The 22,286-nt window shown below is 72.5% G+C and carries 20 protein-coding genes; 6 read left to right on the forward strand and 14 right to left on the reverse strand.

The genetic code is table 11. The features are described 5' to 3' along the window. Window positions 1-10: 10 nt before the first annotated feature. Genes ACFYQQ_RS33005 through ACFYQQ_RS33015 form a run of 3 tightly spaced genes read right to left on the reverse strand, consistent with a single transcriptional unit; the run spans window position 11 to window position 3,581 of the window. Window positions 11-802 (reverse strand): 3-oxoacyl-ACP reductase, encoded by a 792-nt coding sequence (locus ACFYQQ_RS33005; protein ID WP_356172605.1) that lies wholly within the window; start codon window positions 800-802, stop codon window positions 11-13. Then, entirely contained in the window at window positions 799-2,208 is a 1,410-nt protein-coding gene (locus ACFYQQ_RS33010) for an aldehyde dehydrogenase family protein (protein WP_355786105.1), read from the reverse strand. Before ACFYQQ_RS33010 ends, ACFYQQ_RS33005 begins: the two co-directional genes overlap by 4 nt. An 8-nt stretch (window positions 2,209-2,216) precedes the next feature. After that, window positions 2,217-3,581 (reverse strand): glutamine synthetase family protein, encoded by a 1,365-nt coding sequence (locus ACFYQQ_RS33015; protein WP_355786107.1) that lies wholly within the window; start codon window positions 3,579-3,581, stop codon window positions 2,217-2,219. 77 nt (window positions 3,582-3,658) lie between these two features. Between ACFYQQ_RS33015 and ACFYQQ_RS33020 the strand changes: the two genes are divergently transcribed. Next, window positions 3,659-4,405, forward strand: coding sequence for an FCD domain-containing protein (locus ACFYQQ_RS33020; RefSeq protein WP_355786110.1), 747 nt, complete (start codon window positions 3,659-3,661; stop codon window positions 4,403-4,405). A gap of 135 nt (window positions 4,406-4,540) precedes the next feature. Then, entirely contained in the window at window positions 4,541-5,224 is a 684-nt protein-coding gene (locus tag ACFYQQ_RS33025; protein ID WP_388906292.1) for a gamma-glutamyl-gamma-aminobutyrate hydrolase family protein, read from the forward strand. 290 nt (window positions 5,225-5,514) lie between these two features. On the opposite strand, the gene ACFYQQ_RS33030 is transcribed toward ACFYQQ_RS33025, so the two are convergent. Beyond that, a complete protein-coding gene (locus ACFYQQ_RS33030; RefSeq protein WP_356172624.1) occupies window positions 5,515-6,453 on the reverse strand; it encodes a LysR family transcriptional regulator in 939 nt (312 codons plus the stop codon). Between the two features lie 98 nt (window positions 6,454-6,551). On the opposite strand from ACFYQQ_RS33030, the gene ACFYQQ_RS33035 reads away from it, so the two are divergent. Further along, window positions 6,552-7,679, forward strand: a complete 1,128-nt coding sequence (locus ACFYQQ_RS33035; RefSeq protein ID WP_388906295.1) for a TDT family transporter — start codon at window positions 6,552-6,554, stop codon at window positions 7,677-7,679. On the opposite strand, the gene ACFYQQ_RS33040 is transcribed toward ACFYQQ_RS33035, so the two are convergent. From ACFYQQ_RS33040 to ACFYQQ_RS33060, 5 genes are all read right to left on the reverse strand, one after another. Continuing rightward, window positions 7,645-8,415 carry a helical backbone metal receptor gene (locus ACFYQQ_RS33040; RefSeq protein WP_388906298.1) on the reverse strand — a complete coding sequence of 257 codons (771 nt, stop codon included), beginning with the start codon at window positions 8,413-8,415 and terminating at the stop codon, window positions 7,645-7,647. The genes ACFYQQ_RS33035 and ACFYQQ_RS33040 overlap by 35 nt on opposite strands. A gap of 58 nt (window positions 8,416-8,473) precedes the next feature. Continuing rightward, window positions 8,474-9,052: an XRE family transcriptional regulator gene (locus ACFYQQ_RS33045; RefSeq protein WP_356172590.1), complete on the reverse strand. Its 579-nt coding sequence runs from the start codon at window positions 9,050-9,052 to the stop codon at window positions 8,474-8,476. Window positions 9,053-9,201: 149 nt separating this feature from the next. Further along, on the reverse strand, window positions 9,202-10,191 hold the full coding sequence (locus ACFYQQ_RS33050; RefSeq protein ID WP_355780192.1) for a hypothetical protein: 990 nt from the start codon (window positions 10,189-10,191) through the stop codon (window positions 9,202-9,204). A 159-nt stretch (window positions 10,192-10,350) separates the two neighbouring features. After that, the gene (locus ACFYQQ_RS33055) at window positions 10,351-12,966 is read right to left on the reverse strand and encodes an ABC transporter permease/substrate binding protein (RefSeq protein ID WP_356172587.1); all 2,616 of its coding nucleotides are present in this window, start codon (window positions 12,964-12,966) and stop codon (window positions 10,351-10,353) included. Then, window positions 12,959-14,047, reverse strand: coding sequence for a glycine betaine/L-proline ABC transporter ATP-binding protein (locus ACFYQQ_RS33060; protein ID WP_355782022.1), 1,089 nt, complete (start codon window positions 14,045-14,047; stop codon window positions 12,959-12,961). Before ACFYQQ_RS33060 ends, ACFYQQ_RS33055 begins: the two co-directional genes overlap by 8 nt. A gap of 266 nt (window positions 14,048-14,313) precedes the next feature. Between ACFYQQ_RS33060 and ACFYQQ_RS33065 the strand changes: the two genes are divergently transcribed. The 3 genes from ACFYQQ_RS33065 (at window position 14,314) to ACFYQQ_RS33075 (ending at window position 17,392) form a co-directional block, all read left to right on the forward strand. After that, entirely contained in the window at window positions 14,314-15,243 is a 930-nt protein-coding gene (locus tag ACFYQQ_RS33065) for a 5'-3' exonuclease (RefSeq protein ID WP_355782048.1), read from the forward strand. Between the two features lie 60 nt (window positions 15,244-15,303). Beyond that, on the forward strand, window positions 15,304-16,143 hold the full coding sequence (locus tag ACFYQQ_RS33070; RefSeq protein ID WP_355782024.1) for a siderophore-interacting protein: 840 nt from the start codon (window positions 15,304-15,306) through the stop codon (window positions 16,141-16,143). Window positions 16,144-16,450: 307 nt separating this feature from the next. Next, window positions 16,451-17,392 carry an RluA family pseudouridine synthase gene (locus ACFYQQ_RS33075; protein ID WP_355782027.1) on the forward strand — a complete coding sequence of 314 codons (942 nt, stop codon included), beginning with the start codon at window positions 16,451-16,453 and terminating at the stop codon, window positions 17,390-17,392. On the opposite strand, the gene ACFYQQ_RS33080 is transcribed toward ACFYQQ_RS33075, so the two are convergent. The 5 genes from ACFYQQ_RS33080 to ACFYQQ_RS33100 all read right to left on the reverse strand — a co-directional run bounded on the left by ACFYQQ_RS33080 (window position 17,386) and on the right by ACFYQQ_RS33100 (window position 21,932). Continuing rightward, window positions 17,386-18,867, reverse strand: coding sequence for a cytochrome P450 (locus ACFYQQ_RS33080; protein ID WP_355782030.1), 1,482 nt, complete (start codon window positions 18,865-18,867; stop codon window positions 17,386-17,388). The two genes, ACFYQQ_RS33075 and ACFYQQ_RS33080, sit on opposite strands and share 7 nt — an antisense overlap. 66 nt (window positions 18,868-18,933) lie before the next feature. Continuing rightward, window positions 18,934-19,554 (reverse strand): ATP/GTP-binding protein, encoded by a 621-nt coding sequence (locus ACFYQQ_RS33085; protein ID WP_355782033.1) that lies wholly within the window; start codon window positions 19,552-19,554, stop codon window positions 18,934-18,936. Continuing rightward, window positions 19,535-19,939 carry a DUF742 domain-containing protein gene (locus ACFYQQ_RS33090; protein ID WP_355782036.1) on the reverse strand — a complete coding sequence of 135 codons (405 nt, stop codon included), beginning with the start codon at window positions 19,937-19,939 and terminating at the stop codon, window positions 19,535-19,537. Before ACFYQQ_RS33090 ends, ACFYQQ_RS33085 begins: the two co-directional genes overlap by 20 nt. Continuing rightward, window positions 19,936-20,343 (reverse strand): roadblock/LC7 domain-containing protein, encoded by a 408-nt coding sequence (locus tag ACFYQQ_RS33095; RefSeq protein WP_355782039.1) that lies wholly within the window; start codon window positions 20,341-20,343, stop codon window positions 19,936-19,938. Before ACFYQQ_RS33095 ends, ACFYQQ_RS33090 begins: the two co-directional genes overlap by 4 nt. Then, window positions 20,340-21,932 carry an ATP-binding protein gene (locus tag ACFYQQ_RS33100; protein ID WP_356172573.1) on the reverse strand — a complete coding sequence of 531 codons (1,593 nt, stop codon included), beginning with the start codon at window positions 21,930-21,932 and terminating at the stop codon, window positions 20,340-20,342. Before ACFYQQ_RS33100 ends, ACFYQQ_RS33095 begins: the two co-directional genes overlap by 4 nt. Window positions 21,933-22,286 lie beyond the last annotated feature (354 nt).

Consider the following 22,286-nt stretch of genomic DNA (forward strand, 5'->3'; position numbering starts at 1 on the left):
GGCGGCCCGGTCAGAGAGGCGTGACGTACGCGCCCGAGATACCGCCGTCGACCAGGAAGTCGGTGGCGTTCACGAAGGAGGAGTCGTCGCTGGCGAGGAACGCGACCGCCGCGGCGATCTCGTCCGCCTCGGCGAAGCGTCCGACGGGGATGTGCACGAGCCGGCGCGCGGCCCGCTCCGGGTCCTTCGCGAACAACTCCTGCAGCAGAGGGGTGTTGACCGGGCCTGGGCACAGGGCGTTCACCCGGATGCCCTCGCGGGCGAACTGCACGCCCAGTTCGCGGGACATGGCGAGGACGCCGCCCTTGGACGCGGTGTAGGAGATCTGCGAGGTGGCCGCGCCCATCCGGGCCACGAAGGACGCCGTGTTGATGATGGAGCCCTTGCCCTGGCGGCGCATGTAGGGGATGGCCGCCTTGCAGCAGAGGTAGACGGAGGTGAGGTTGACCTCCTGGACCCGCTTCCAGGCCTCCAGGCCGGTCTCCAGGATGGAGTCGTCGTCCGGCGGGGAGATGCCCGCGTTGTTGAAGGCGATGTCGACCGAGCCGTAGGTGTCGAACGCGGCCCGGAACAGCGCCTCCACCTCGTCGGGGTCGGTGACGTCGGTCTTCACGAAGATCCCGCCGGTCTCCTCGGCGGCCGCCTTGCCGCGGGTCTCGTCGATGTCGCCGCAGACGACGTGGGCGCCCTCGGAGGCGAGCCGGCGCGCGGTGGCGAGTCCGATGCCGCTGCCGGCGCCGGTGACGACGGCGGTACGGCCGACGAGACGGCGGCAGACGGGTGCGTCAGTCGATGCGGTCACTGTGCGGGGCCCTCCGTGCTGATGAAGACGTTCTTCGTCTCGGTGAAGGCGGTGAGGGCGTCGGGGCCGAGTTCACGGCCGATCCCCGACTGCTTGAAACCGCCGAAGGGAGTCCAGTAGCGGACGCTGGAGTGGGAGTTGACGGACAGATTGCCGGCGCGGACGGCCTGCGAGACGCGCAGCGCCCGTCCGACGTCCCGCGTCCAGACGGAGCCCGCCAGGCCGTAGTCGGTGGCGTTGGCGAGGCGTACCGCGTCGACCTCGTCCTCGAAGGGCAGGACGACGGCGACCGGTCCGAAGACCTCCTCGACGGCCACCCGGGCGTCCGCGGCCACGCCGGTGAGGACGGTCGGCGGGAACCAGAAGCCGGGGCCCTCGGGCGCCTTGCCACGGATGCCGGGGGCGTCGGCGGGGACGTAGGAGCGCACGCGGTCCAGCTGCGTCCGGGAGATCAGCGGGCCCATCGCGGTCTGCTCGTCGGCCGGGTCGCCGACGGTCACGGATTCGACGGCTGGGGCGAGGAGTTCGAGGAACCGGTCGTACACGGAGCGCTGCACGAGGATGCGGGTGCGGGCGCAGCAGTCCTGGCCGGAGTTGTCGAGGAAGGACATGGGAGCGGCGGCCGCGGCGGCCTCGATGTCGGCGTCGGCGAAGACGATGTTGGGGCTCTTGCCGCCGAGTTCGAGGGTGACGCGCTTGAGGCGGGCGGCTCCCTTGGCCAGCACCTGTTTGCCCACGGCCGTCGACCCGGTGAAGACGACCTTGGCGACGCCCGGGTGCTCGACGAGTGCGTTGCCCGCGACCGGGCCCCTGCCGGGGAGGACCTGGAAGAGATGCTCGGGCAGGCCCGCCTCCAGGGCGAGTTCGGCAAGCCGCAGGGCGGTGAGGGGGGTGGTCTCGGCGGGCTTGAGGACGACCGCGTTGCCCGCCGCGAGCGCGGGAGCCGTGCCCCAGGCGGCGATCGGCATCGGGAAGTTCCACGGCGCGATGACCGCGACGACGCCGAGCGGTTCGAGGATCGTGACGTCCAGGCCGCCGGGCACCGGGATCTGACGGCCGGTCAGCCGCTCCACTCCCCCGGCCGCGTAGTCGAGGAGGTCGCGGACGTTGCCCGCCTCCCAGCGGGCGTTGCCGATGACGTGACCGGCCTCGCGGACCTCCAGCCGGGCCAGTTCCTCGAGACGGCCGTCGACGACCGCCGCGAACCGGCGCAGGAGGCGCGCCCGTTCGCCCGGCGCTAGGGCCGCCCAGCGGGTCTGGGCGCGGGTGGCCCGCGCGACGGCCGCGTCGACGTCCTCGGCGGTGGCGGCCGGGACGGTGGCGACGACCTCGGCGGTCGCGGGGTTCAGGACCTTCAGCGTGTCGCCGGCGCCGTGGCCCGCGTGCTGGTCGGACGTGTGGGACAAGGCGGGCCTCACATGCGTTCGAAGGAGCGGCGCAGCTCCCAGTCGGTCACCGCGGCGTCGAAGGCGTCCAGCTCGACCCGCGCCATGTTGCGGTAGTGCGCGACGACCTCGTCGCCGAAGGCGGCGCGGGCGATGGGGCTGTTCTCCCAGAGCTCGGCGGCCTCGCGCAGGGTGGTGGGGACATGGTCGTAGTCGGCCGCGTACGCGTTGCCCGCGCAGGGCTCCGGCAGCTCCAGTTCGTGCTCGACGCCGTACAGGCCGGCCGCGACGAGTCCGGCGACGGCCAGGTGCGGGTTGACGTCCCCGCCGGGCAGCCGGTTCTCGAAGCGCAGCGAGCGGCCGTGACCGACGACGCGCAGGGCGCAGGTGCGGTTGTCGTGGCCCCAGGCGACGGCGGTCGGCGCGAAGGAGCCGGGCTGGAACCGCTTGTACGAGTTGATGTTGGGGGCGTAGAGCAGCGAGAAGTCCCGGAGCGCGGCGAGCTGGCCGGCGAGGAAGTGCCGCATGAGGGGCGACATCCCGCCGGGCCCGTCGCCCGCCATGGCGTTGGCGCCGTCCTGGTCGGCGAGCGAGAGGTGGATGTGGCAGGAGTTGCCCTCGCGCTCGTTGTACTTGGCCATGAAGGTGAGGGAGACGCCTTCCTGGGCGGCGATCTCCTTGGCCCCGGTCTTGTAGACGGCGTGCTGGTCGCAGGTGACGAGCGCCTCGTCGTACCGGAAGACGATCTCGTGCTGGCCTGGATTGCACTCGCCCTTGGCGGACTCGACGGTCAGCCCGGCGGCCTGCATCTCGTTGCGGATGCGGCGCAGCAGGGGTTCGATGCGGCCGGTGCCGAGGACCGAGTAGTCGATGTTGTACTGGTTGGCGGGTGTCAGTCCCCGGTAGTGCGCGTCCCAGGCCTGCTCGTAGGTGTCCTTGAAGACGATGAACTCCAGCTCCGTGCCGACCTGGGCCGTGTAGCCGAGTCCGGCCAGCCGCTCCAGCTGGCGGCGCAGGATCTGGCGCGGTGCCGCGACCACCGGGGAGCCGTCCTCCCAGGCGAGGTCCGCGATGAGCAGGGCGGTTCCCTCGTTCCAGGGGACCCGGCGCAGGGTGCCGAGGTCCGGGTGCATGGCGAAGTCGCCGTAGCCCCGGTCCCAGGAGGACATGCCGTAGCCCTCGACCGTGTTCATCTCGGTGTCGACGGCGAGCAGGTAGTTGCAGCCCTCGGTGCCGTGCTCCAGGACCTCGTCGAGGAAGAAGCGGGCGGCGAACCGCTTGCCCTGGAGCCGCCCCTGCATGTCGGGGAAGGCCAGGACGACCGTGTCGATCTCACCGCCCGCGACGAGGGCGTGCAGCTCCTCGACGGCGAGCGGGGGTGTGCGGTCTGCCACGGGAAGGGCCTCCTTCGGTCAGCCGGAAGCCATAAGGTATTGCGGAGAACCATTGCTTGGGAAGGGGGCACGACCGGATGCCGCAGACGGATTCCGGCGGTGACGCGGGGGGGTTCGCGGACCGGCTGACGCCGGTGCTGCGGCCGGTGCGGGCGGGCAACGGCTTCGAGGAGGCGCTCGAACAGATCCTCCAGGTCGTCCGGCTCGGCCTGGTGCCCGGCGGCGAGCGGCTGCCGGCCGAGCGGGAGCTGGCGGAGCGGCTGGGCATCAGCCGGGTGACGCTGCGCGAGGTGCTGAAGGTGCTCCAGGACGAGGGGCTGGTCGAGTCGAGGCGCGGCCGGTACGGCGGCACGTTCGTACGGGCGCGCGCCGACGCGGCCGGCGAGGACGAGCTGCGCCGCCGCAGCCGGGCGGTCGACATCGAGGACGTGCTGCGCTTCCGGGAGGTCCTTGAGGTGGGCGCGGCCGGGCTGTGCGCGACTCACGGCCTCACCGCGGAGCAGGCGGCCCGGCTGCGCGGGGCGCTGGCGGGCACGCACGACGCCCCGCTGGCGGAGTACCGGCGGCTGGACACCCTGCTGCACCTCACGCTCGCCGAGCTGTCCGGTTCCCCCTCGCTCACGGCCCGGTACGCGGCCGTACGGGCGAGTCTCAACGACCTGCTCGACTGCATCCCCCTGCTGGTGCGCAACCTTGAGCACTCGCAGCGCCAGCACATCGCCCTGGTCGAGGCCGTGCTGGACGGGGACGCGGACGCGGCCCGGGAGATCATGCGCGAGCACTGCGCGGGGACGGCGGCCCTGCTGCGCGGCTTCCTCACGTGATCCACCGGAACCCCGCCAGGACTTGCTTTACCTCCGTCCGTCCCGCAAAGGTATGAACGTGCTCCATTGAATCCCGGAGCATGCGTCCCCTCCGTGCGGGAAGGCCCCGCCGCACCACGGCACGAGGAGAGCAGCGTGGGCAGACCGCTGATCGGTGTGAGTACGTACTACGAGACCGGCGTGCGCTGGGGCGTGTGGACGCTCGACGCCGTACTGCTGCCGGACGGCTATCCGCGTCTGGTGCGGCAGGCGGGCGGGCTCGCCGTCATGCTGCCGCCGGACGATCCGGCCTACGCCGCGCAGACCGTCGCCCGTCTGGACGGGGTGGTCGTGGCGGGCGGCCCGGACGTCGACCCCGCGCGCTACGGCGCCGAGCGCTCCCCGCTCACGGGGCCGCCCGCGCCTGCCCGGGACGCCTGGGAACTCGCCCTGATCGAGGCCGGGTTGGCGTCCGGGACCCCTTTGCTGGGGATCTGCCGGGGGATGCAGCTGCTGAACGTCGCCCTCGGCGGCACCCTCGTGCAGCACCTGGAAGGGCACGTGAAGGACGTCGGCGTCTTCGGGGAGCACGAGGTGTGGCCCGTGCCCGGGACGCGCTACGCGGACGCCGTACCCGAGCCCGCTTCCGTACCGGCCTACCACCACCAGGCGGTGGAGCGCCTCGCCGAGGGCCTGATCGCCTCGGCCCACGCGGACGACGGGACGATCGAGGCGGTCGAACTCCCCGGCGGTTCCTGGGCGCTCGGGGTGCAGTGGCACCCGGAGATGGGCGAGGACCCCCGCGTGATGCGGGCCCTGGTGCGGGCCGCGTCCGCGTGAGCGACGGGCGCCGAGCCGGACCGTCCGCGACGCCCGAGACGGCCGGTGGCGCCACCCCTGACGAGGAAGGACGCCACGGCCGTTTCCGTGCTGCGGCGGACGCGGCCCGTCAGGCGCGTCCGCTCGCCCTGCCGCCGCGCGCCCCGTGCGCCACGGCCCGGACGGCGGCGAGCACCGGCGCGGCGAGCACGACGCCGCCCCCGGGGCCACCGGCAGCCGGTCCGACGGGAGCTTCGTGGGGCCGGGGACGCCGCTCGGCGGTCCTTGGGCGGCGGGGCTCCGGAGACCCCCTAGGCGCGGCTCCGGGTCAGGGTCAGCAGGTCCCTCGCCGGGCCCGTCGGGCGGTGGCCCGTGGGCCAGACCGCGCGCAGCGACCGGTGCAGCCGCACGTCGGCCAGCGGGATGCCGACCAGGCGGTGGGAGGACAGCTCCTCACCGAGGGCGAGTTCGCTCAGCACAGCCGGGCCCGCGCCGCTCACCGCCGCCGCCTTGACCGCCGTGGTCGAGGACAGTTCGAGCAGCGGCAGGGCCAGCCCGCCCAGCGCCGCGTCGAGGACCTGGCGGGTGCCCGAGCCCTTCTCACGGAGGATGAGAGGCGTCGCCGCCAGCTCCGACGCCGCGAGCGGGGCACGCCGCCGCGCCCAGGGATGGCTCGGCGCGACCACCACGATGAGGTCGTCGTGCGCGATGACCACCGAGTCCAGCCCGGCCGGAGCCGCCAGCCCCTCCACAAACCCGAGGTCGGCCTCGTCGGCCAGCAGCCGTTCGGCGACCGCCGCCGAGTTGCCCGCGAGCAGCGACACCGCCGTGTCGGGACGCTGGGCGCGCAGCGCGATCAGCCAGCCCGGCAGCAGGTACTCGGCGATCGTCATGCTCGCCGCCACCCGCAGCCGCGAGTCACGGCGGCCCCGCAGCGCCTGCGCGCCCGCGTCGAACGCCTCCGCCGCCTCGACGATCCGCCGCGCCCAGTCGGTGACCAGCACCCCGGCGTCGGTCAGGCGCGAGCCGCGCGGCGAGCGGTCCACCAGGGCGACGCCGAGCTGCCGCTCCATGGATCGGATCCGGCTGCTGGCGGCCGGCTGCGTGATGCCCACCTCACGGGCGGCCCGCCCGAGGCTGCCCAGCCGCGCCACGGCCAGCAGCAGCTCCAGCGCGCCGAGGTCGGGCACCCGGTGCGCGATGCCGGCCGCTTGCGCCGTCCCGCCCGCCGACTGCGGCTCCTCAGCCATCTCCACCACGCCCACGCTCCTCGCCCATAAACCCAGCTTATGCCCTCATAGACGCATAGTCCCTGGTGGGGGGCCGGTCCCGGCGGCACCGTGGACCCATGGTCACCGCAGCCCAGCCCCTCGCGCTCCTCCCCGCCGCCGAGTCCCGCCGCCCGCGGGCGGTCGCCGTCCGGCACCTCGGGCCGAACTGGTACGCGTGCGTGATGGGGACGGCGATCGTGGCCACGGCGGGCGCGGGGCTCCCCGGGGACGTCCCCGGACTGCGGACCGCCTGCACGGGTGTCTGGGCGCTCTCGCTGATCGCGCTCGCCGTCCTGCTCGGCGCCCGGGCCCTGCACTGGGTCCACCACCGCGACCAGGCTCGCGCGCACCTCCTCGACCCCGCGATGGCGCCGTTCTACGGCTGCCTGGCGATGGCCCTGGTCGCGGTGGGCGGCGGCGCGCTCGTCGTCGGCGAGGACTGGATCGGCACCGGCGCGGCGCTCGCCCTGGACGCCGTGCTGTTCACCGCCGGTACGGCCGTCGGTCTGGCCGCGGCCGTGGCGGTGCCGTACCTGATGGTGACCCGGCACCGGGCCGCCCCCGGCACGGCCACACCGGTGTGGCTGCTGCCCGTCGTCGCGCCGATGGTGTCCGCCGCCGCGGGCCCGCTCCTCGTGCCCCACCTACCGCCCGGGCAGGCCCGGGAGAGCCTCCTGTTCGCCTGCGTCGCGATGTTCGGCCTGAGCCTGCTGGCCACCGCCCTGCTGCTCCCGCTGGTCTTCGCCCGCCTGCTGTCCGCCGGTCCGCTCCCGCTCGCCCTGACCCCGACCCTGTTCCTGGTCCTCGGCCCGCTCGGCCAGTCCACGACCGCCGCCGACAAGTTCGCCCGGTACGCCCCCGGTGCCGTCCCCGTCCCGTACGAGCGGGGCCTCGGGGTCCTCGCGGTGCTGTACGGCGTCCCGGTCATGGGCTTCGCCCTGCTCTGGCTGTGCCTGGCCGGCGCGATGGTGCTGCGGGCGCGGCGCCGGGGCATGCGGTTCACCATGACCTGGTGGGCGTTCACCTTCCCGGTGGGGACGTGCGTCACGGGCGCCGAGGGGCTCGCCCGGCGCACCGGGCTGCTCGCGTTCGACGCCCTCGCCGTCGCCCTGTACGCGCTGCTCGTGGCGGCCTGGGCGGTGGCGGCCGTCCGGACGGGCCGCGGGCTGGTCAGCGGCGAGCTGCTCGCAGCGCCTCGCCGATGACCCGCGGGGCCTCGGCCAGCGAGGGCCCGTACCAGGTGAGATGGCGCCCGCTGACGAGCGCGCAGGGCGTCCCCGCGAACGCCTCGGGCCCGTCCTCGGCCGTGAAGCGGTAGGGCTCGTCCGGCAGCACCACGAGGTCGGGGTCCGCCTCCCGCAGCTCCTCCAGAGGGACACGCGGATAGCGCTCCGCGTGCGCCGCGTACAGGTGGTCCACGCCCAGCCGGGCCAGCACGTCCCCGGCGAAGGTGTCCCGGCCCAGCACCATCCAGGGTCGCCGCCAGACGGGCACGACGGCCGTCGTACGGCGTGCCGGGCCGCCGGACGAGGCGAGCGGCCCGGGCAGGTCCGGCTCCGACCACGCCGCCTCCGCCTGGTCGAGCCATCGCGGGCGCCCCTTCGCCCCGCAGGCCCGCAGCACGCGGTCCAGTTCACGGAAGGCGCCGGGCACGTCGCGTACCTCGGTGACCAGGACCTCGACGCCGGCGGCGCGCAGGGCGGCGAGGTCGGGCTCGCGGTTCTCCTCCTCGTTGGCGACGACCAGGTCGGGGGCGAGCCGGCGGACCGTGTCGACGTCGGGGTTCTTGGTGCCCCCGATCCGGGCGACGTCGAGGCCCGCCGGGTGCGTGCACCAGTCGGTGGCGCCGACGAGGGCGCCGGGCAGCGTCTCGGCGACGGCCTCCGTGAGCGAGGGCACGAGCGAGACCACGCGGGTCACCGCGCCCCGGGACCCGGTCATGACAGGCGTCTCCTCACAGGGTTCCGCGGACGGCGGAAGAACGGACGGACGGCCCGGGTCAACGGCCACCGAAGGCGTGCCGGTCCTCCAGCGGGTCGATGTGGTCGGCGACGGCCACGACGACGACCCGCGTGTCCGGCACGGTCGCCCGCCACCGGTGCCGCACGCCGCCCGTCAGGTACAGGGTGTCGCCGCGTCCGAGACGGTGCGCCCGCCCCTCCGCCTCGACCTCCACGGCGCCGTCCGCGACGTACATCAACTGGTCGTTGCGATGCTGGAGTTCGCGGCCCGCGTCGTGGTCGCCGGTGAACTCCGTGGCGTGCAACTGGTGGTGACCGCGCACCAGGGGGCGCACATGGGCTTCGGGAGTGAGTTCGGCACCGTCGGCGCGCACGACGTCGACACTGCACGCCGGGTCGGCGGCGGCGAGCAGTTCACCCGCGGTGGTGTCCAGGGCGCCGGCCACCCGCTCCAGGCTGCGCCTGCTGGGCCTGGCCCGCTCGTTCTCGACCTGGCTGAGGAAGGGCACCGACAGGCCGCTGCGCTCGGCCACGACGGCGAGGGTGAGCTCCAGTGCCCGGCGCCGCCGCCGGACGGCCGCGCCCACCCGCAGGGGCTGTTCTTTGTGGTCGCCCATAGCTCCGGCTCCCTCCTACGCTCGTCGGTCCACCGCTTCCGGCCGATTCTCACCGCGCTGCTTCTGATGAGTTGTCTGCACCCTACGCATGTTCGGCAAACCGTTTCACGCGGCCGTCACATCGCCGTCATGCCGGGGGACGCCCGGGGTCACAGTTCGCGCCAATAGAGGAGCTGTCCCGACTCACCCGGCGCCGCCCCCTCCTGAGGGACGAAAACGCTGACCAGCAGCGCCGGGCGGCCCCTCGGACCGGTGAGCAGGGTCGCCGAGGGGTTGGCGAAGGCGCGGCTGCCGCCGTGGGTGCGCGGGCTGAGCCGGCCGGCCCGTCCGGTGGCGGGATCGTAGGCGTACGTCCGCCAGCTCCCGAAGTCACCGCGGTGGCGCTGGCCCTCGATCAGGACGAGGACGGCGCCGTCGAGCCGGAGCCGGGAGCGGTCCCCTATGTTGCCGCCGGTCCCCCAGGACTCCAGGGCGCGGTCGAGCCGCTGGTCGGGACGGGCCCGCCAGGAGGTGAAGTCCGTGAGCACGGCGCTCAGTTGACGGTCGGTGTCGCACGCCGCGCGGTAGTGGCCGGTCAGCCGGCCCGTGCCGCCGCGCACCGAGGTGACGTCCGGCGTGCCCTCGGCGCAGCGGGACAGGGTGCGCGGCGCGTCGAACGACCGGTCGAAGTCACCGGCCGGCAGCGCCGCTCGGGTCCGGTAGCCGCGTACCGCTATGTGGTTGTCCGGATCTTTTTCGTAGGCGAGGACGTAGCCGCCACGGTCGTCGGGGGCGAGGGAGGGCTGGCTCGTCCCGGCGCCGAAGTCGTGCCGGCGGGTCCAGGTGCGCAGGTCGGCCGAGGTGGCGAGCGCCGCGTGGAACCGGCCGTCGGCGAGGGCGGTGTGGTGGACGGCGAGGTATCCGCCGCCGGGTGCCTGCACGATCTGCGCGGCGTCCATCGTGCGGCCCGTGCCGTCCCGGGTGCCGTAGGTGTGGCCGTCCGAGTCGCGCACGTCCCCGGCCAGTTCCACGAACCGCGAGGCCGCCCCGGACACGGCCCGCGCGCCGGTGTGGGGCAGCGGGCCGAGCAGCAGCACGACGGCCGCCGGTACCGCGAGGAGGGCGGCGAGCAGCGCGGACCTGGGCGGACGTGCGGTCACGGCGGGCTTCTCACAGGGGCGGGCGTACGGGCGGAGTCGAGCGTACGGAGACTCCCGCGCCCCGGGAACGCCGTGAGGGGTGGGCTTCGCCACACGCACGGGACCGTGCGGCGAAACCCACCCCTCACCACCGGCCGGAGCCGGGCGCGGAGCTCGCGACTACTGCGGCGCCATCCGCTCCACCATGTCCGGGTGCTCCTTCAGCCACGCGGCGACGGCGTCCTCCTCGTGCCCCTGGCCGCGGTCCTTGATCTCCGCCTCCAGGCTGCCGAGTTCGTCCTCGCTCATCCTGAAGTCCTTGATCCACTTCGTGAGCTGCGGATACCGCGCGGGGAACTTCTCGCTGGAGATGGTGCGGATCGTGTTGCCCTCGCCGAAGAGCTTCTTGTCGTCCTTCAGCTTGGTGAGGCCGTACTCGCTGTAGGCCCAGTGCGGGGACCACAGGACGACGGCGACGGGCTCCTTCTTGGCGTACGCGCGCTTCAGCTCGGCCAGCATCGCGGGCGTGGAGCCGTCGACGACCTTGTACTCCTTGTCCAGGCCGTAGCCGGGCAGGACCTTCTTCTTGAGGAGGTTCATCTCGCCGGTGCCCGGCTCGATGCCGATGATCTTCCCGTCGAAGGTGCCCGCCTTGCCCTTGAGGTCCTCCAGGGACTTCACGCCCTTGACGTAGGAGGGCACGGCGACCTCCAGCGACGTGGGCTCGTACCAGGTGCCCAGGTCCTTCAGGTCGTCCTTGTGCTTGTCCCAGTAGTTCTTCTGCGCGTAGGGCAGCCACGCGTCGAAGTTGACGTCCAGGTCACCGCTCGCGAGGCCGGTGTAGACCGGGCCGACGTCCATCTGCTTGAGGTTCAGCGTGTAGCCGCGCCGGGCCAGGACGTTCTTCCAGAGGTAGGTGACGGCGACGTCCTCGTCCCAGGGGAACCAGGCGACGTTGACCGCGCGCTTCGCCTCGGCCGGGGCGTCGGACGCGCTCTTGACCGGGGCCAGCTTGTCGACGACACCGGGGTTCCGCTTCAGCCAGGCGCGCACGGCGTCCTGCTGCCTGCCCTTGCCCGCCTTGTTGATCTCCGCCTCGAGCCCGGTGAGCTGCTTCTCGGTCATCCGGAAGTTCTTGAGCCACTTGGCGACGACCGGGTCGTCCTGGGCGAAGCCCTTGCGCGCGAGGGTGTGCACCCCGTCGCCCTTGCCCCAGGCGCCCTCGGGGTCCTTGAGCTTCTTCAGCCGGTAGTCGCTGTACGCCCAGTGCGGCGACCACAGGGTGACGACGACCGGCTTCTTCTTGGCGTAGGCGCGCTTCAGCTCGGCCAGCATCGCCGGCGTGGAGCTGTCGACGACCTTGTACTCCTTGTCGAGCCCGTACTCCTTGAGCACCTTGCTCTTGAGCAGGCCCATCATCCCGGCGCTGGACTCGATGCCGGTGATCTTGCCGCCGAACTCGTCCGCCCGGCCCTTGAGGTCGGCCAGCGAGTCGACGTCCTTCATGTACGCGGGCACGCTCAGCTCCAGCGACGTCGGGCCGTACCAGGAGCCCAGGTCGTCGAGCTGCTTCCCGTACTTCTTCCAGTACTCCGCGTGCGTGGTCGGCAGCCAGGAGTCGGTCTGGAAGTCGATGTCGCCCTGCGCGAGGGAGGTGTAGAGCGGTCCCGCGTCGAACTGCTTGGTGTCGACGTCGTACCCGCGCTTCTCCAGGATCTCCTTCCACAGGAAGGTGGAGGCGACGCCCTCGTCCCAGGGGATGTAGCCGATGGTGATCTTCTTGCCCTGCCCGACGTTCTTGCCGTCGGAGGCGGCGGTGGTGCTGTCCCCGGACCCGCCGAAGACGCCCATGCCGCCCGCGACCAGCGCGAGCACGACCACACCGACGACGGCGACGGCCGGGCGCGGGCGGTAGGACCAGACGGTGAGTCCGCGCGCGGCGCGCAGCTTGGCGGCGGCGCGGCGGCCGAGCGGCGAGACCTGGGTGCCCAGGGCGCTCGTCATGCGGTCCAGGTAGATGGCGAGGATGACGATGGCGACACCGGCCTCGGAGCCGAGGCCCACGTTCAGCTGGCCGATGGCCTCGTTGACGTCGCCGCCGAGACCGCCGGTGCCGACCATGCCGGCGATGGCGGCCATGGACAGGCCCAGCATGATGACCTGGTTGACGCCGGCCATGACGGTGGGCAGCGCCAGGGGCAGCTGGATGCGCAGCAGGGTGTTGCCGGGTGTGGTGCCGAACGCGTCGGCGGCCTCGACCAGTTCCTTGTCGACCTGGCGGATGCCGAGCTCCGTCATCCGCACGCCGGGTGCCAGCGCGAAGATCAGGGTGGCCACGATGCCCGCGGGGGCGCCGGTGCCGAAGAAGAGGATCGCCGGGATGAGGTAGATCATCGCGGGCAGCGTCTGCATGAAGTCGAGGACCGGCCGGACCAGTCCGCTGACCCGGTCGGAACGCGCCGCCCAGATACCCACGGGCACGGAGATCACCAGCGCGATGAGCGTCGCCACGAGGACGAGCGACAGCGTCACCATCGCGTCCTCCCACAGTTCGAGGGAGTCGATGAAGGCGAAGCCCACGAAGGTGAGGACACCGGCGGAGGTCCCGCGCAGCCAGAAGGCGATCACGGCGAAGATGCCGGCGAGGAGCAGCGGTTCGGGGGCCTGGAGGACGGCGTCGATGCCGTCGAAGGCGCCCAGGAAGACGGTCTTGAGGAAGTCGAACAGCCACGACATGTGGTTCAGCAGCCAGTCGACCGCGTCGTTGACCCAGTCGCCGAAGGGGATCCTAGGCACCGGCCGTCACCACCTGGACGCCGGTGCCGCCCGGGGCGCCGCAGGACGCGGGCTCACCCTGCTGGTCGCCGAGGAAGCCGACGAGCCGCTGCCGGGGCACGACCCCGACCAGTCCGCGCTCGCCGTCGAGCACCGCGACCGGGTGCGACAGCCGGGCGCTGATCGCGCACAGCTCGGTGAACGAGGTGTCGGGCGTGGCGGTCTCGCAGGAGCAGTCCGCCTCGTCGCCGCGTACGTCCGTGTCCATCACCGATTCCGCGGTGAGCACCCGGGAGCGGTCGACGTCCTGGGTGAAGGAGGCGACGTAGTCGTTCGCGGGGCGCACCAGGATGTCCTCGGCGGTGCCGGTCTGGACGATGCGGCCGTCGCGCATCACGGCGATCCGGTCGCCCAGTCGCATGGCCTCGTTGAGGTCGTGCGTGATGAAGACGATGGTCTTCTTGAGCTTCTTCTGCAGTTCGGTCAGCTGGTCCTGCATGTCACGCCGGATCAGCGGGTCGAGCGCGCTGAAGGACTCGTCCATCAGCAGCAGATCGGCGTCGGTGGCGAGCGCGCGGGCCAGACCCACACGCTGCTGCATGCCGCCGGACAGCTCGTCGGGCCAGGAGTCCTCCCAGCCGGCGAGGCCGACCATCTCGAGCGCCTGCGCGGCGCGCTCCCTGCGTTCGGCGCCCGGCACGCCCTGGACCTCCAGGCCGTAGGCGGCGTTCTCGCGGACGCTGCGGTGCGGGAAGAGCGCGAAGTGCTGGAAGACCATGCTGATCTTCTTCGAACGGACCTCGCGCAGGGCCCGCGGGCTCAGCCCCGTCAGGTCCTGGCCGTCGAAGCGCACGTGTCCGGAGGTCGGCTCCAGCAACCCGTTGAGCATGCGCAGCAGCGTGGACTTGCCCGACCCGGACAGGCCCATGACCACGAAGATCTGGCCCGGTTCCACCGTGAACGAGGCGTCGATGACGGCGGCGGTGGCGCCGTCCTCACGCAGTTCCTCGCGGTCGGCTCCCGAACGGAGCCGTTCCACCGCGTCTTCGGGTCGTCTGCCGAACACCTTGTACAGATGTTCCGCTTCTAGCCTGGATGCCACGGGCGCCTCTCATGTCGAACCACGACGGCCCGCCTCCCCCGCCGGCGGGCCGTGGAGCGAGGCGGATTCCGTCCGCTCGACCGGATGGCATTCGTCAGCAGTTGTTGAACATACGACCGGCTTCGCTCCGGCCCGGCACCTGCCCTTGCTTATGCGGACCAAACGCCGGAGTGGTTCAGTTCACAGGGCGTACACGTTTCCCGTGTAGGGCGCCCGCCGGACACCGGGCTCCGCACGGCCGGTGACTGTCGGTGGCGTACGGCATGATGCGGAGGGTGACCAGACGCCTGATGCTGCTCGACACCGCCTCCCTGTACTTCCGGGCCTACTTCGGGGTCCCCGACTCGGTGAAGGCACCGGACGGCACCCCGGTGAACGCCGTGCGCGGACTCCTCGATTTCATCGACCGCCTGGTCAAGGACCACCGGCCGGACGACCTCGTGGCCTGCATGGACGCCGACTGGCGCCCCCAGTGGCGGGTCGACCTCATCCCCTCCTACAAGGCGCACCGCGTGGCCGAGGAGCGCACGCTCGGCCCGGACGAGGAGGAGGTGCCGGACACCCTGTCGCCGCAGGTGCCCGTCATCGAGGCCGTGCTCGACGCGCTCGGCATCGCCCGCGTGGGCGTCGAGGGGTACGAGGCGGACGACGTGATCGGCACCTTCGCCGGGCGCGCCACGGGCCCGGTCGACATCGTCACCGGCGACCGCGACCTGTACCAACTGGTCGACGACGAGCGGGGGATCCGCGTCCTGTACCCGCTCAAGGGCGTCGCCTCGCTCCAGCTCACCGACGAGGCGTGGCTGCGCGAGAAGTACGGGGTCGACGGCGCCGGGTACGTGGATCTGGCGCTGCTGCGCGGCGACCCCAGCGACGGGCTGCCGGGCGTCCCCGGCATCGGGGAGAAGACGGCCGCGAAGCTGCTCGCCGAGTTCGGGGACCTGGCCGGCATCATGGCCGCGGTCGACGACCCGAAGTCCCGGCTGACGCCGTCGCAGCGCCGCCGCCTGGACGAGGCGCGGCCCTACGTGGAGGTGGCGCCCAAGGTCGTGCGGGTCGCCGGGGACGTCCCCCTGCCGGACGTCGACACCGCACTGCCGCACGCGCCGCGCGATCCGTCCGCTGTGGCGGCGCTGGCCTCGCGCTGGAGTCTGGGTGGATCCCTGCAGCGGCTGCTCGCGACACTTCAGGAGTGAGGTGTTAACTGGGGGCAGATGCTAACTTAGGTAAGCCTAAGCACCGACTGGGAGGCCGTCATGGCAGAGCGTCCGGCACGTAGGACCCCAAAACCCCACTCCGCGCGTGTCGTGCGGACCGAGCGCCTGACCCCGCACATGCAGCGGGTCGTGCTCGGCGGCGACGGCCTCGCCGACTTCACCGTCGGCAGTTGCACCGACCACTACGTGAAGCTCCTCTTCGGGGCCGAGGGCGTCACCTACCCCGAGCCGTTCGACATCGAGCGGATCCGCGCGGAGTTCCCGCGCGAACAGTGGCCCGTCACCCGGACGTACACGGTGCGCCACTGGAACGCCGAACAGCGCGAGCTGACCCTCGACTTCGTGGTGCACGGCGACGAGGGGCTGGCCGGCCCCTGGGCGCTGCGCGTCCAACCCGGTGAACCGGTACGGTTCCTGGGCCCCGGCGGTGCCTACGCCCCGGACGCGAGCGCCGACTGGCACCTGCTGGCCGGCGACGAGAGCGCGCTGCCCGCCATCGCGGCCGCGCTGGAGTCCCTGGCCGACGGGGCCGAGGTCCGGGCCTTCGTGGAGGTCTCCGGCCCCGAGGAGGAGCAGAAGATCGACTCGGACGCGGAGATCGTCTGGCTGCACCGCGGTGACCGGCCGGTCGGCGCGGCCCTGGTGGAGGCCGTGCGCGCCCTGGAGTTCCCGCAGGGCCGCCTGCACGCCTTCGTGCACGGTGAGGCGGGCTTCGTGAAGGAGCTGCGCCGGCTGCTGCGCGTCGAGCTGGAGATCCCGCGCGAGGACCTGTCCATCTCCGGGTACTGGCGGCTCGGCCACAACGAGGACGGCTGGCAGGCATCGAAGCGGGAGTGGAACGCGCGGGTGGAGGCGGAGCAGGAGGGGGCCTCCTCCTGACCCGACCGCGGGGCGGGACACCGGCCCCGGCGCTCGTCCCGGTCTCCGGGCACGGCACTCGTCCCGGTCCCCGGGCACGGCACTCGTCCCGGTCCCCGGGCACGGCATCGGTCGGGCGAAGGACACCGGGTCCCCCGCTTCGGACACCGGGACCCGGCACGCGTCCCGGTCCCCCGGTACGGCATCGGCCGGCCGGAGCACACCGAGTCCCTCGCCTCGGACCCCGGGGCCCGGCTCGGACCCCGGGGCCCCTGAGGCCCACGTCCGTCGGGGGCGGCGTCAGCGCCGCCTCGTACGATTGACCGCGATGAGACGCAAGCCCCGGATCCCGCCCTCCCCCCTGCCGCAGCGCGCGGGGGTGGACCCCGTGCGGATCAGGCTTCCCCAGGGCGGCGGCTGGGCCACCGTGCGCGAGCACCTGGTGGAGCGGCTCGCGGCCGGGGACGGGGTGATCGACGCGATGCTCGGCGACGGGCTGATCGTCGGGGCGGACGGGCGGCCCCTGCGCCCCGACACCGCCTATGTGCCGGGGATGTTCGTGTGGTTCCACCGCGACCTCCCCGACGAGGAGCCGGTGCCGTTCGCCGTCGAGGTCGTCCACCGGGACGAGCACATCGTGGTGGCCGACAAACCTCACTTCCTCGCCACCACCCCGCGCGGCAGCCACGTCGCCGAGACCGTCCTGGCCCGGCTGCGGCGGGACCTGGGCATCCCCGCGCTCGGTGCCGCACACCGCCTGGACCGGCTGACGGCCGGCCTGGTGCTCTTCACCGTGCGCCCCGAGGAGCGCGGCGCCTACCAGACGCTCTTCCGCGACCGGCTGGTCAGCAAGGAGTACGAGGCGGTGGCCCCGTACTCCCCCGGCCTGGAACTGCCGCGCACCGTCCGCAGCCGGATCGTCAAGGAACGCGGTGTGCTCGCCGCCCGCGAGGTCGAGGGCGAGCCGAACGCCGAGAGCCGGATCGAGCTGCTGGAGCACCGCTCCGGTCTCGGCCGCTACCGGCTCCTCCCCCGCACCGGGCAGACCCATCAGCTGCGCCTGCACATGAGCTCGTCGGGTGTGCCGATCCTCGGCGACCCGCTCTATCCGGTGGTGACCGGTCCCGTCCCGGCCGGGGACTTCCGGCGCCCGCTCCAACTACTGGCGCGGGCGCTGGAGTTCACCGATCCGGTCACGGGCCACGATCACCGGTTCACCAGCGACCGGGTGCTCGGCGCCTGGTCCACCCCCGACGACTGGGCTCAGTAGCCGCGCCACCAGCGCAGGAACCGCTGCCAGGCGCCGAGCTGGTGCGCCGGGTCCCGCTGCTCCGGCCGCGCGGTCGGCGCCGCCTCGGGTACGGGGGCGGGCGCCTCCTGCTGCGGCTGCGGCGGCGCGGTCGTGACGTGCCAGCCCGGCCGGGGCGCCGGCACCGGATGCGCGGCGGGACGCTGCTGCACGTCCTGCTGCGCCTTGGGCTCGAACCGCACCGGGAGTTCCACCAGGTGCCGCGAGGAGATCGCGGACGTCCAGCGCAACTCGTGCTCCTCGCAAGCCAGTTGCACGTCCGGCAACCGCATCAGCAGCGCGTCGACGCCGGTGTCGGCGATGGCACGGCCGATGTCCTGACCCGGGCACTCGTGTGGCCCGCCGCCGAACGCGAGGTGGGAGCGGTTGCCCTGCATGTTCGCCGAGAGGTCGGGGCGCACGTGGGGATCGACGTTGCCGGGGGCGATACCGAAGAGCAGTCCGTCGCCCTTGCGGATGCGCTGGCCGCCCAGTTCCGTCTCCTGCTTGGCGAAGTAGGCGAACACCGTGCTGAACGGCGGCTCGTCCCACAGGGACTGCTCGACCGCCTCGGGCACCGTCATCTGGCCGCCGCTGAGCTGCGCGCGGAAACGCGGGTCGGTGAGGACCATGCGCAGCACGTTCGCGATGAGGTTCGCCGTGGCCTCGTAGGCGGCGATGAGGACGAGACGCAGGTGCTGGCCGATCTCGTCGTCGCTGAGGCGCGCCGGGTGGTTGATGAGGTGGCTGGCGAAGTCCTCCTCGGGCCTGGCCCGGCGGCGCGCGGTGAGCCGCGTCAGCGCGCCCATGACGTACTCGTTGCTCGCGATGGCCGTCTCGGTGCCCTTGAGCATGTCGCGGGCGGCCTGCACCATGCGCTCGTTGTACTCCTCCGGCATGCCGAGGATGTCGCACATCACGGCCATCGGGAGGTGCTCGGCGAACTGGCTGACCAGGTCGGCGCTGCCGCGCTCGCAGAACTCGTTGACGAGCTGCTGGGTCGAGCGGTTGATGGTACGGCGGATGCCGCGGTGGTCGATGGTCGACATGGCGCCGGTGACCGCGCCGCGCAGCCGCAGGTGTTCGTCGCCCTCGACGTGGGAGCAGATCGGCTGCCAGGTGATGTGCGGGGCGAGCGGGTGGTCGGGGCCCGCCGTGCCGTTCCGGACGGCGGTCCACAGGCGGCTGTCGCGCGCGTACTGCGAGGGGGTGCGCACCATGTGCAGGTTCTCGCTGTGGCCGAGCACCACCCAGATGGGCACGTCGTTGTGCAGCAACGCGGGTGCCACCGCGCCGTGCTCGGCGCGGAGCTTCTCGTACAGCGCCGACAGGTCCTCCGCCTCGGGGCCGTACAGCCGGCGCAGTCCGCCGGGGCCCGTTCCGTGGGCGGGGCAGCCGGGCGGCGGGCCGAGAGCGGGGTCGTCCGTACCGGTAAGGGAGTGGGATTCAGACGTCACGGTGGTGGCTCCGAGGCTGAAGTGGGGCTGTTGTCAGGGGGGTTGGCGGATGCGGGCGCAAGGCGGCTACACGGACGTCGACGTCATCGTCAGCGAGTGCAGGAAGCGCATCAGCGTCATCAGGACGTCGCGGCTGGAGGCGCGGCGCCGGGCGTCGCACTTCACGATGGGGATCTCCTCGGACAGGTCGAGCGCCGTCCGCAGGTCGTCGACGGGGTAGCGCGGCGCGTCCGGGAAGTCGTTTATGGCGATGACGAACGGCACGCCTCGCTCCTCCAGGCGGCCGATGACGTCGAAGCTGACCTCCAGCCGCCGGGTGTCGACCAGCACGACAGCGCCGAGGGCGCCCTCGAACAGGCCGTTCCACAGGAACCAGAAGCGTTCCTGGCCGGGCGTGCCGAACAGGTACAGCACCAGTTGTTCCGTGATGCTGATGCGCCCGAAGTCCATGGCGACGGTGGTGGCCGTCTTGGTCTCCGAGCCGTAGTTGTCGTCGACTCCGATGCCGGCCTGCGTCATGGTCTCCTCGGTGGTCAGCGGCCTGATCTCGCTGACGGAGCCCACCATGGTCGTCTTGCCGACTCCGAAGCCGCCCACGATCACGACCTTCACGGCGGCCTGCGCCGTGTGCGGCAGATGGTCCTCGGTGCGAGGGCCCGTGATGGTGTCAGAGCTTTTGAAGTCCATGCATCACCGCTTCGAGGAGGGAACGGTCGGGGAGCGCCGAACGGACGATCGGGGCGCGCGCCTGTACCAGTTCGGCCGCCAGCAGCTCGGTGAGCAGGACGGTCACCACGCTGAACGGCAGATTCAGATAGGCCGAGATCTCGGCCACGGACAGGGGGGCCGTGCAGAGCCGGAGCAGCGCCGACTGTTCGGGCTGGGAGTTGGGCGGGGGCGCGTCGGCGTTCGCCACGATGAGCGTCACCAGGTCGAGCGCGGCCCGCTCACCGCCCTCGCCCCCGCCCGTGAGCACGTACAGCCGCTCTGGGATCTTCTCGTCCTGGGCCGCTTCGACGGGCTCCGGAGGCTCTTCCTTGGGGTGGCGCCGCCGGCGTTGCGGAGGAGTCATACGGTCTGCCCGTTGCGCCTGGGCGGACTCGTCAGATGTGCTCCGATCCGTACGACGAGGTCACGCATGCGGTTGCTCATCAGCCCTGCGTCCACGGTCTGGTCGGCCAGTACCGCGAGATAGGCGTTGGCTCCGGCCGACATGAGGTAGAAGTAGCCGCCGTCGATCTCGATGATGACCATGCGCATCCGGCCGTCGCTGTCGGGGATCTCCCCGGCGACGGCTCCGGCCAGGCTCTGGAGCCCCGCGCAGGCCGCGGCCAGGCGGTCGGCGGCGTCCGGGTCGCCGCCGTAGCGGGCGATGCGCAGGCCGTCGGCGGAGAGCACCACGATCTGCTGGGTGCCCGGAACGCCGTCGGAGAGCTCCTTGAGCATCCAGTCGAAGTTGGCTCGCTGCTGGATCACTTGAGGTCCCCCTCGTCGTCGGCCTCGACACGGGCCGGCTGGTTGGTCGTGGCCGCGGCGGCCTGGTCGGGGTCACCGCCCTTGAGTCCGTTCATGAACGCCTCGACCCACAGGCCCGGTTCGGGCTCCTTCTTCTCCGGGGCGGGCTCGGGTGCCCAGGCGGGCGCCGAGGCCCTGGCCGCCTCGGCCGCGGCCTCCGCGGCCCTGGCCTCGGCGACCCGCTGGCTGAACGAGACCTTGACGCGGCTGCGGCGCTGCGGGAGCCCGTTGGGCGCCCACTCGGTGACCTCGGGGGCGTCGTCCTCCATGGCTGCGTCCAGCGGTGCGGGGACGCGGGGTCCGGTGGTCGGGCGGCGCTTCTTGGGCTTGCGGGCGGGTCCCTCGACGCCGCCGGTGTCCATGCGGGGTACGGCGGCGGCACCGATGCCGTGGGCGAGTCCGGGGGCGTCCCCGGTGGTGAGCATGTCGCGCGGCACGACGAGGACGGCGCGGACGCCGCCGTACGCGGACTGCCGGAGCGAGATCTGCATGTTGTACATCTGGGAGAGGCGTCCGACGACGGCCATGCCGAGGCGCGGGGTCTCCCCGAGGTCGTTCAGGTCGATGCCGGCCTGGGCCATCCGGAGCATGTTCTCCGCCCGGCCGCGGGCCTCCTCGCTGAGGCTGACGCCGCCGTCCTCGATCTCGATGGCGATGCCGGTCTGCACCTCCACGGCGGTGACGTGCACCTTGGTCTGCGGGGGCGAGTAGCGCGTGGCGTTGTCGAGGAGTTCGGCGCAGGCGTGGATGAGCGGCTCGACGGAGACGCCGTTGATGGCCACCTCCGCGATCGAGTGGAGCTCGATGCGGCGGTACTCCAGGATCCGGGACATCGCGCCGCGCAGCACGCTGAACAGCGGTACGGGCTTGGGCCACTGGCGTCCGGGACGGCCACCGCCGAGCACCGCGATGGAGTCGGCGAGGCGGCCGATCAGGGCGGTGCCGTGGTCGATGCGGAGCAGGTCGTCGAAGACCTCGGGGTTGCGCCCGTGGTCCTCCTCCATCTCGCGCAGTTCCTTGGCCTGCTGGTGGACGATGGCCTGGACGCGCCGGGCGATGTTGACGAAGGCGCGCTGGGCGGAGTCGCGCAGTGCCGTCTCGTGGTCCACGATGTCGAGCACGGTCCGGACCAAGTCACGCTGGGATTCGGGGAGTTCACGGTAGGCCGGGTCGGCGTCGACGAAGGTGCGCATCACCCCCGAGGGTGATTCTCCGCTGCGCAGCCGGTGCAGCGCGGTCGGCAGGAGCTCGGTGCCGAGGTGCACGATCTCCTGGTCGTGGCCGGCGATGCGCTGCTCCAGGAGCGCGGTCCGGTGCGCGAGGTCGGCGCGCAGCGCGCGGGCGACGCGGCCGCGGCGTACCGCTTCGGCGCCGGTCGCGATCACCAGGAGCGTGGCCACTGCGCCGCACCAGCCGACGGCCGTCCGGGCCGGCTCCGTCACCAGGGCGACGGCGGCCCCGGAGAGCGCGGCCATCAGTATGGCCGGCAGCAACAGCACGCGCGCGTAGGGAAGTTCACGGCCACCGGGAGGCGATTGAACACTCACCATGTATGCCCTCTGAGACAAATCGGCTGGGGGTTTGGGGGGATTGTCGGGACCTTCGGAACCTTTGGGAACAAGCGCACGATTACATCCCAACTCGGTGCGCTGCGGGCGAGCTTAGTCCGACCGGATCATCGCCGTGTCATATTCAGCAAGCCCCTGAATTCGCCCGTGCAACAGGAGTACTCTCGGCTCCATTTACACGCTCAGGTTCCGCTCGCACACGTTGCGTGACCGCGTACGAGCATGCGAAAACCCCGCCGAGGTCCGGCCGTTCCCCTCGGCACGGCCCCCGCCCGCGAAGGGTGACCCCGGGCGTCACGCCCCGGAAAGACGGAAGCGCCGCCCCCTCGCGGGGAC

Source organism: Streptomyces sp. NPDC005496, from assembly GCF_042872045.1.
Lineage (GTDB): Bacteria > Actinomycetota > Actinomycetes > Streptomycetales > Streptomycetaceae > Streptomyces.

Excerpts from the sequence above, each read along its gene's own strand:
- ACFYQQ_RS33045 (WP_356172590.1), bottom strand. The coding sequence starts at position 9,052 with ATGGGCGACCACAAAGAACAGCCCCTGCGGGTGGGCGCGGCCGTCCGG.
- ACFYQQ_RS33090 (WP_355782036.1), bottom strand. The coding sequence starts at position 19,939 with ATGACTCCTCCGCAACGCCGGCGGCGCCACCCCAAGGAAGAGCCTCCG.
- ACFYQQ_RS33100 (WP_356172573.1), bottom strand. The coding sequence starts at position 21,932 with ATGGTGAGTGTTCAATCGCCTCCCGGTGGCCGTGAACTTCCCTACGCG.
- ACFYQQ_RS33040 (WP_388906298.1), bottom strand. The coding sequence starts at position 8,415 with ATGACCGGGTCCCGGGGCGCGGTGACCCGCGTGGTCTCGCTCGTGCCC.
- ACFYQQ_RS33020 (WP_355786110.1), top strand. The coding sequence starts at position 3,659 with ATGCCGCAGACGGATTCCGGCGGTGACGCGGGGGGGTTCGCGGACCGG.
- ACFYQQ_RS33075 (WP_355782027.1), top strand. The coding sequence starts at position 16,451 with ATGAGACGCAAGCCCCGGATCCCGCCCTCCCCCCTGCCGCAGCGCGCG.
- ACFYQQ_RS33085 (WP_355782033.1), bottom strand. The coding sequence starts at position 19,554 with ATGGACTTCAAAAGCTCTGACACCATCACGGGCCCTCGCACCGAGGAC.
- ACFYQQ_RS33030 (WP_356172624.1), bottom strand. The coding sequence starts at position 6,453 with ATGGCTGAGGAGCCGCAGTCGGCGGGCGGGACGGCGCAAGCGGCCGGC.
- ACFYQQ_RS33070 (WP_355782024.1), top strand. The coding sequence starts at position 15,304 with ATGGCAGAGCGTCCGGCACGTAGGACCCCAAAACCCCACTCCGCGCGT.
- ACFYQQ_RS33035 (WP_388906295.1), top strand. The coding sequence starts at position 6,552 with ATGGTCACCGCAGCCCAGCCCCTCGCGCTCCTCCCCGCCGCCGAGTCC.
- ACFYQQ_RS33065 (WP_355782048.1), top strand. The coding sequence starts at position 14,314 with ATGCGGAGGGTGACCAGACGCCTGATGCTGCTCGACACCGCCTCCCTG.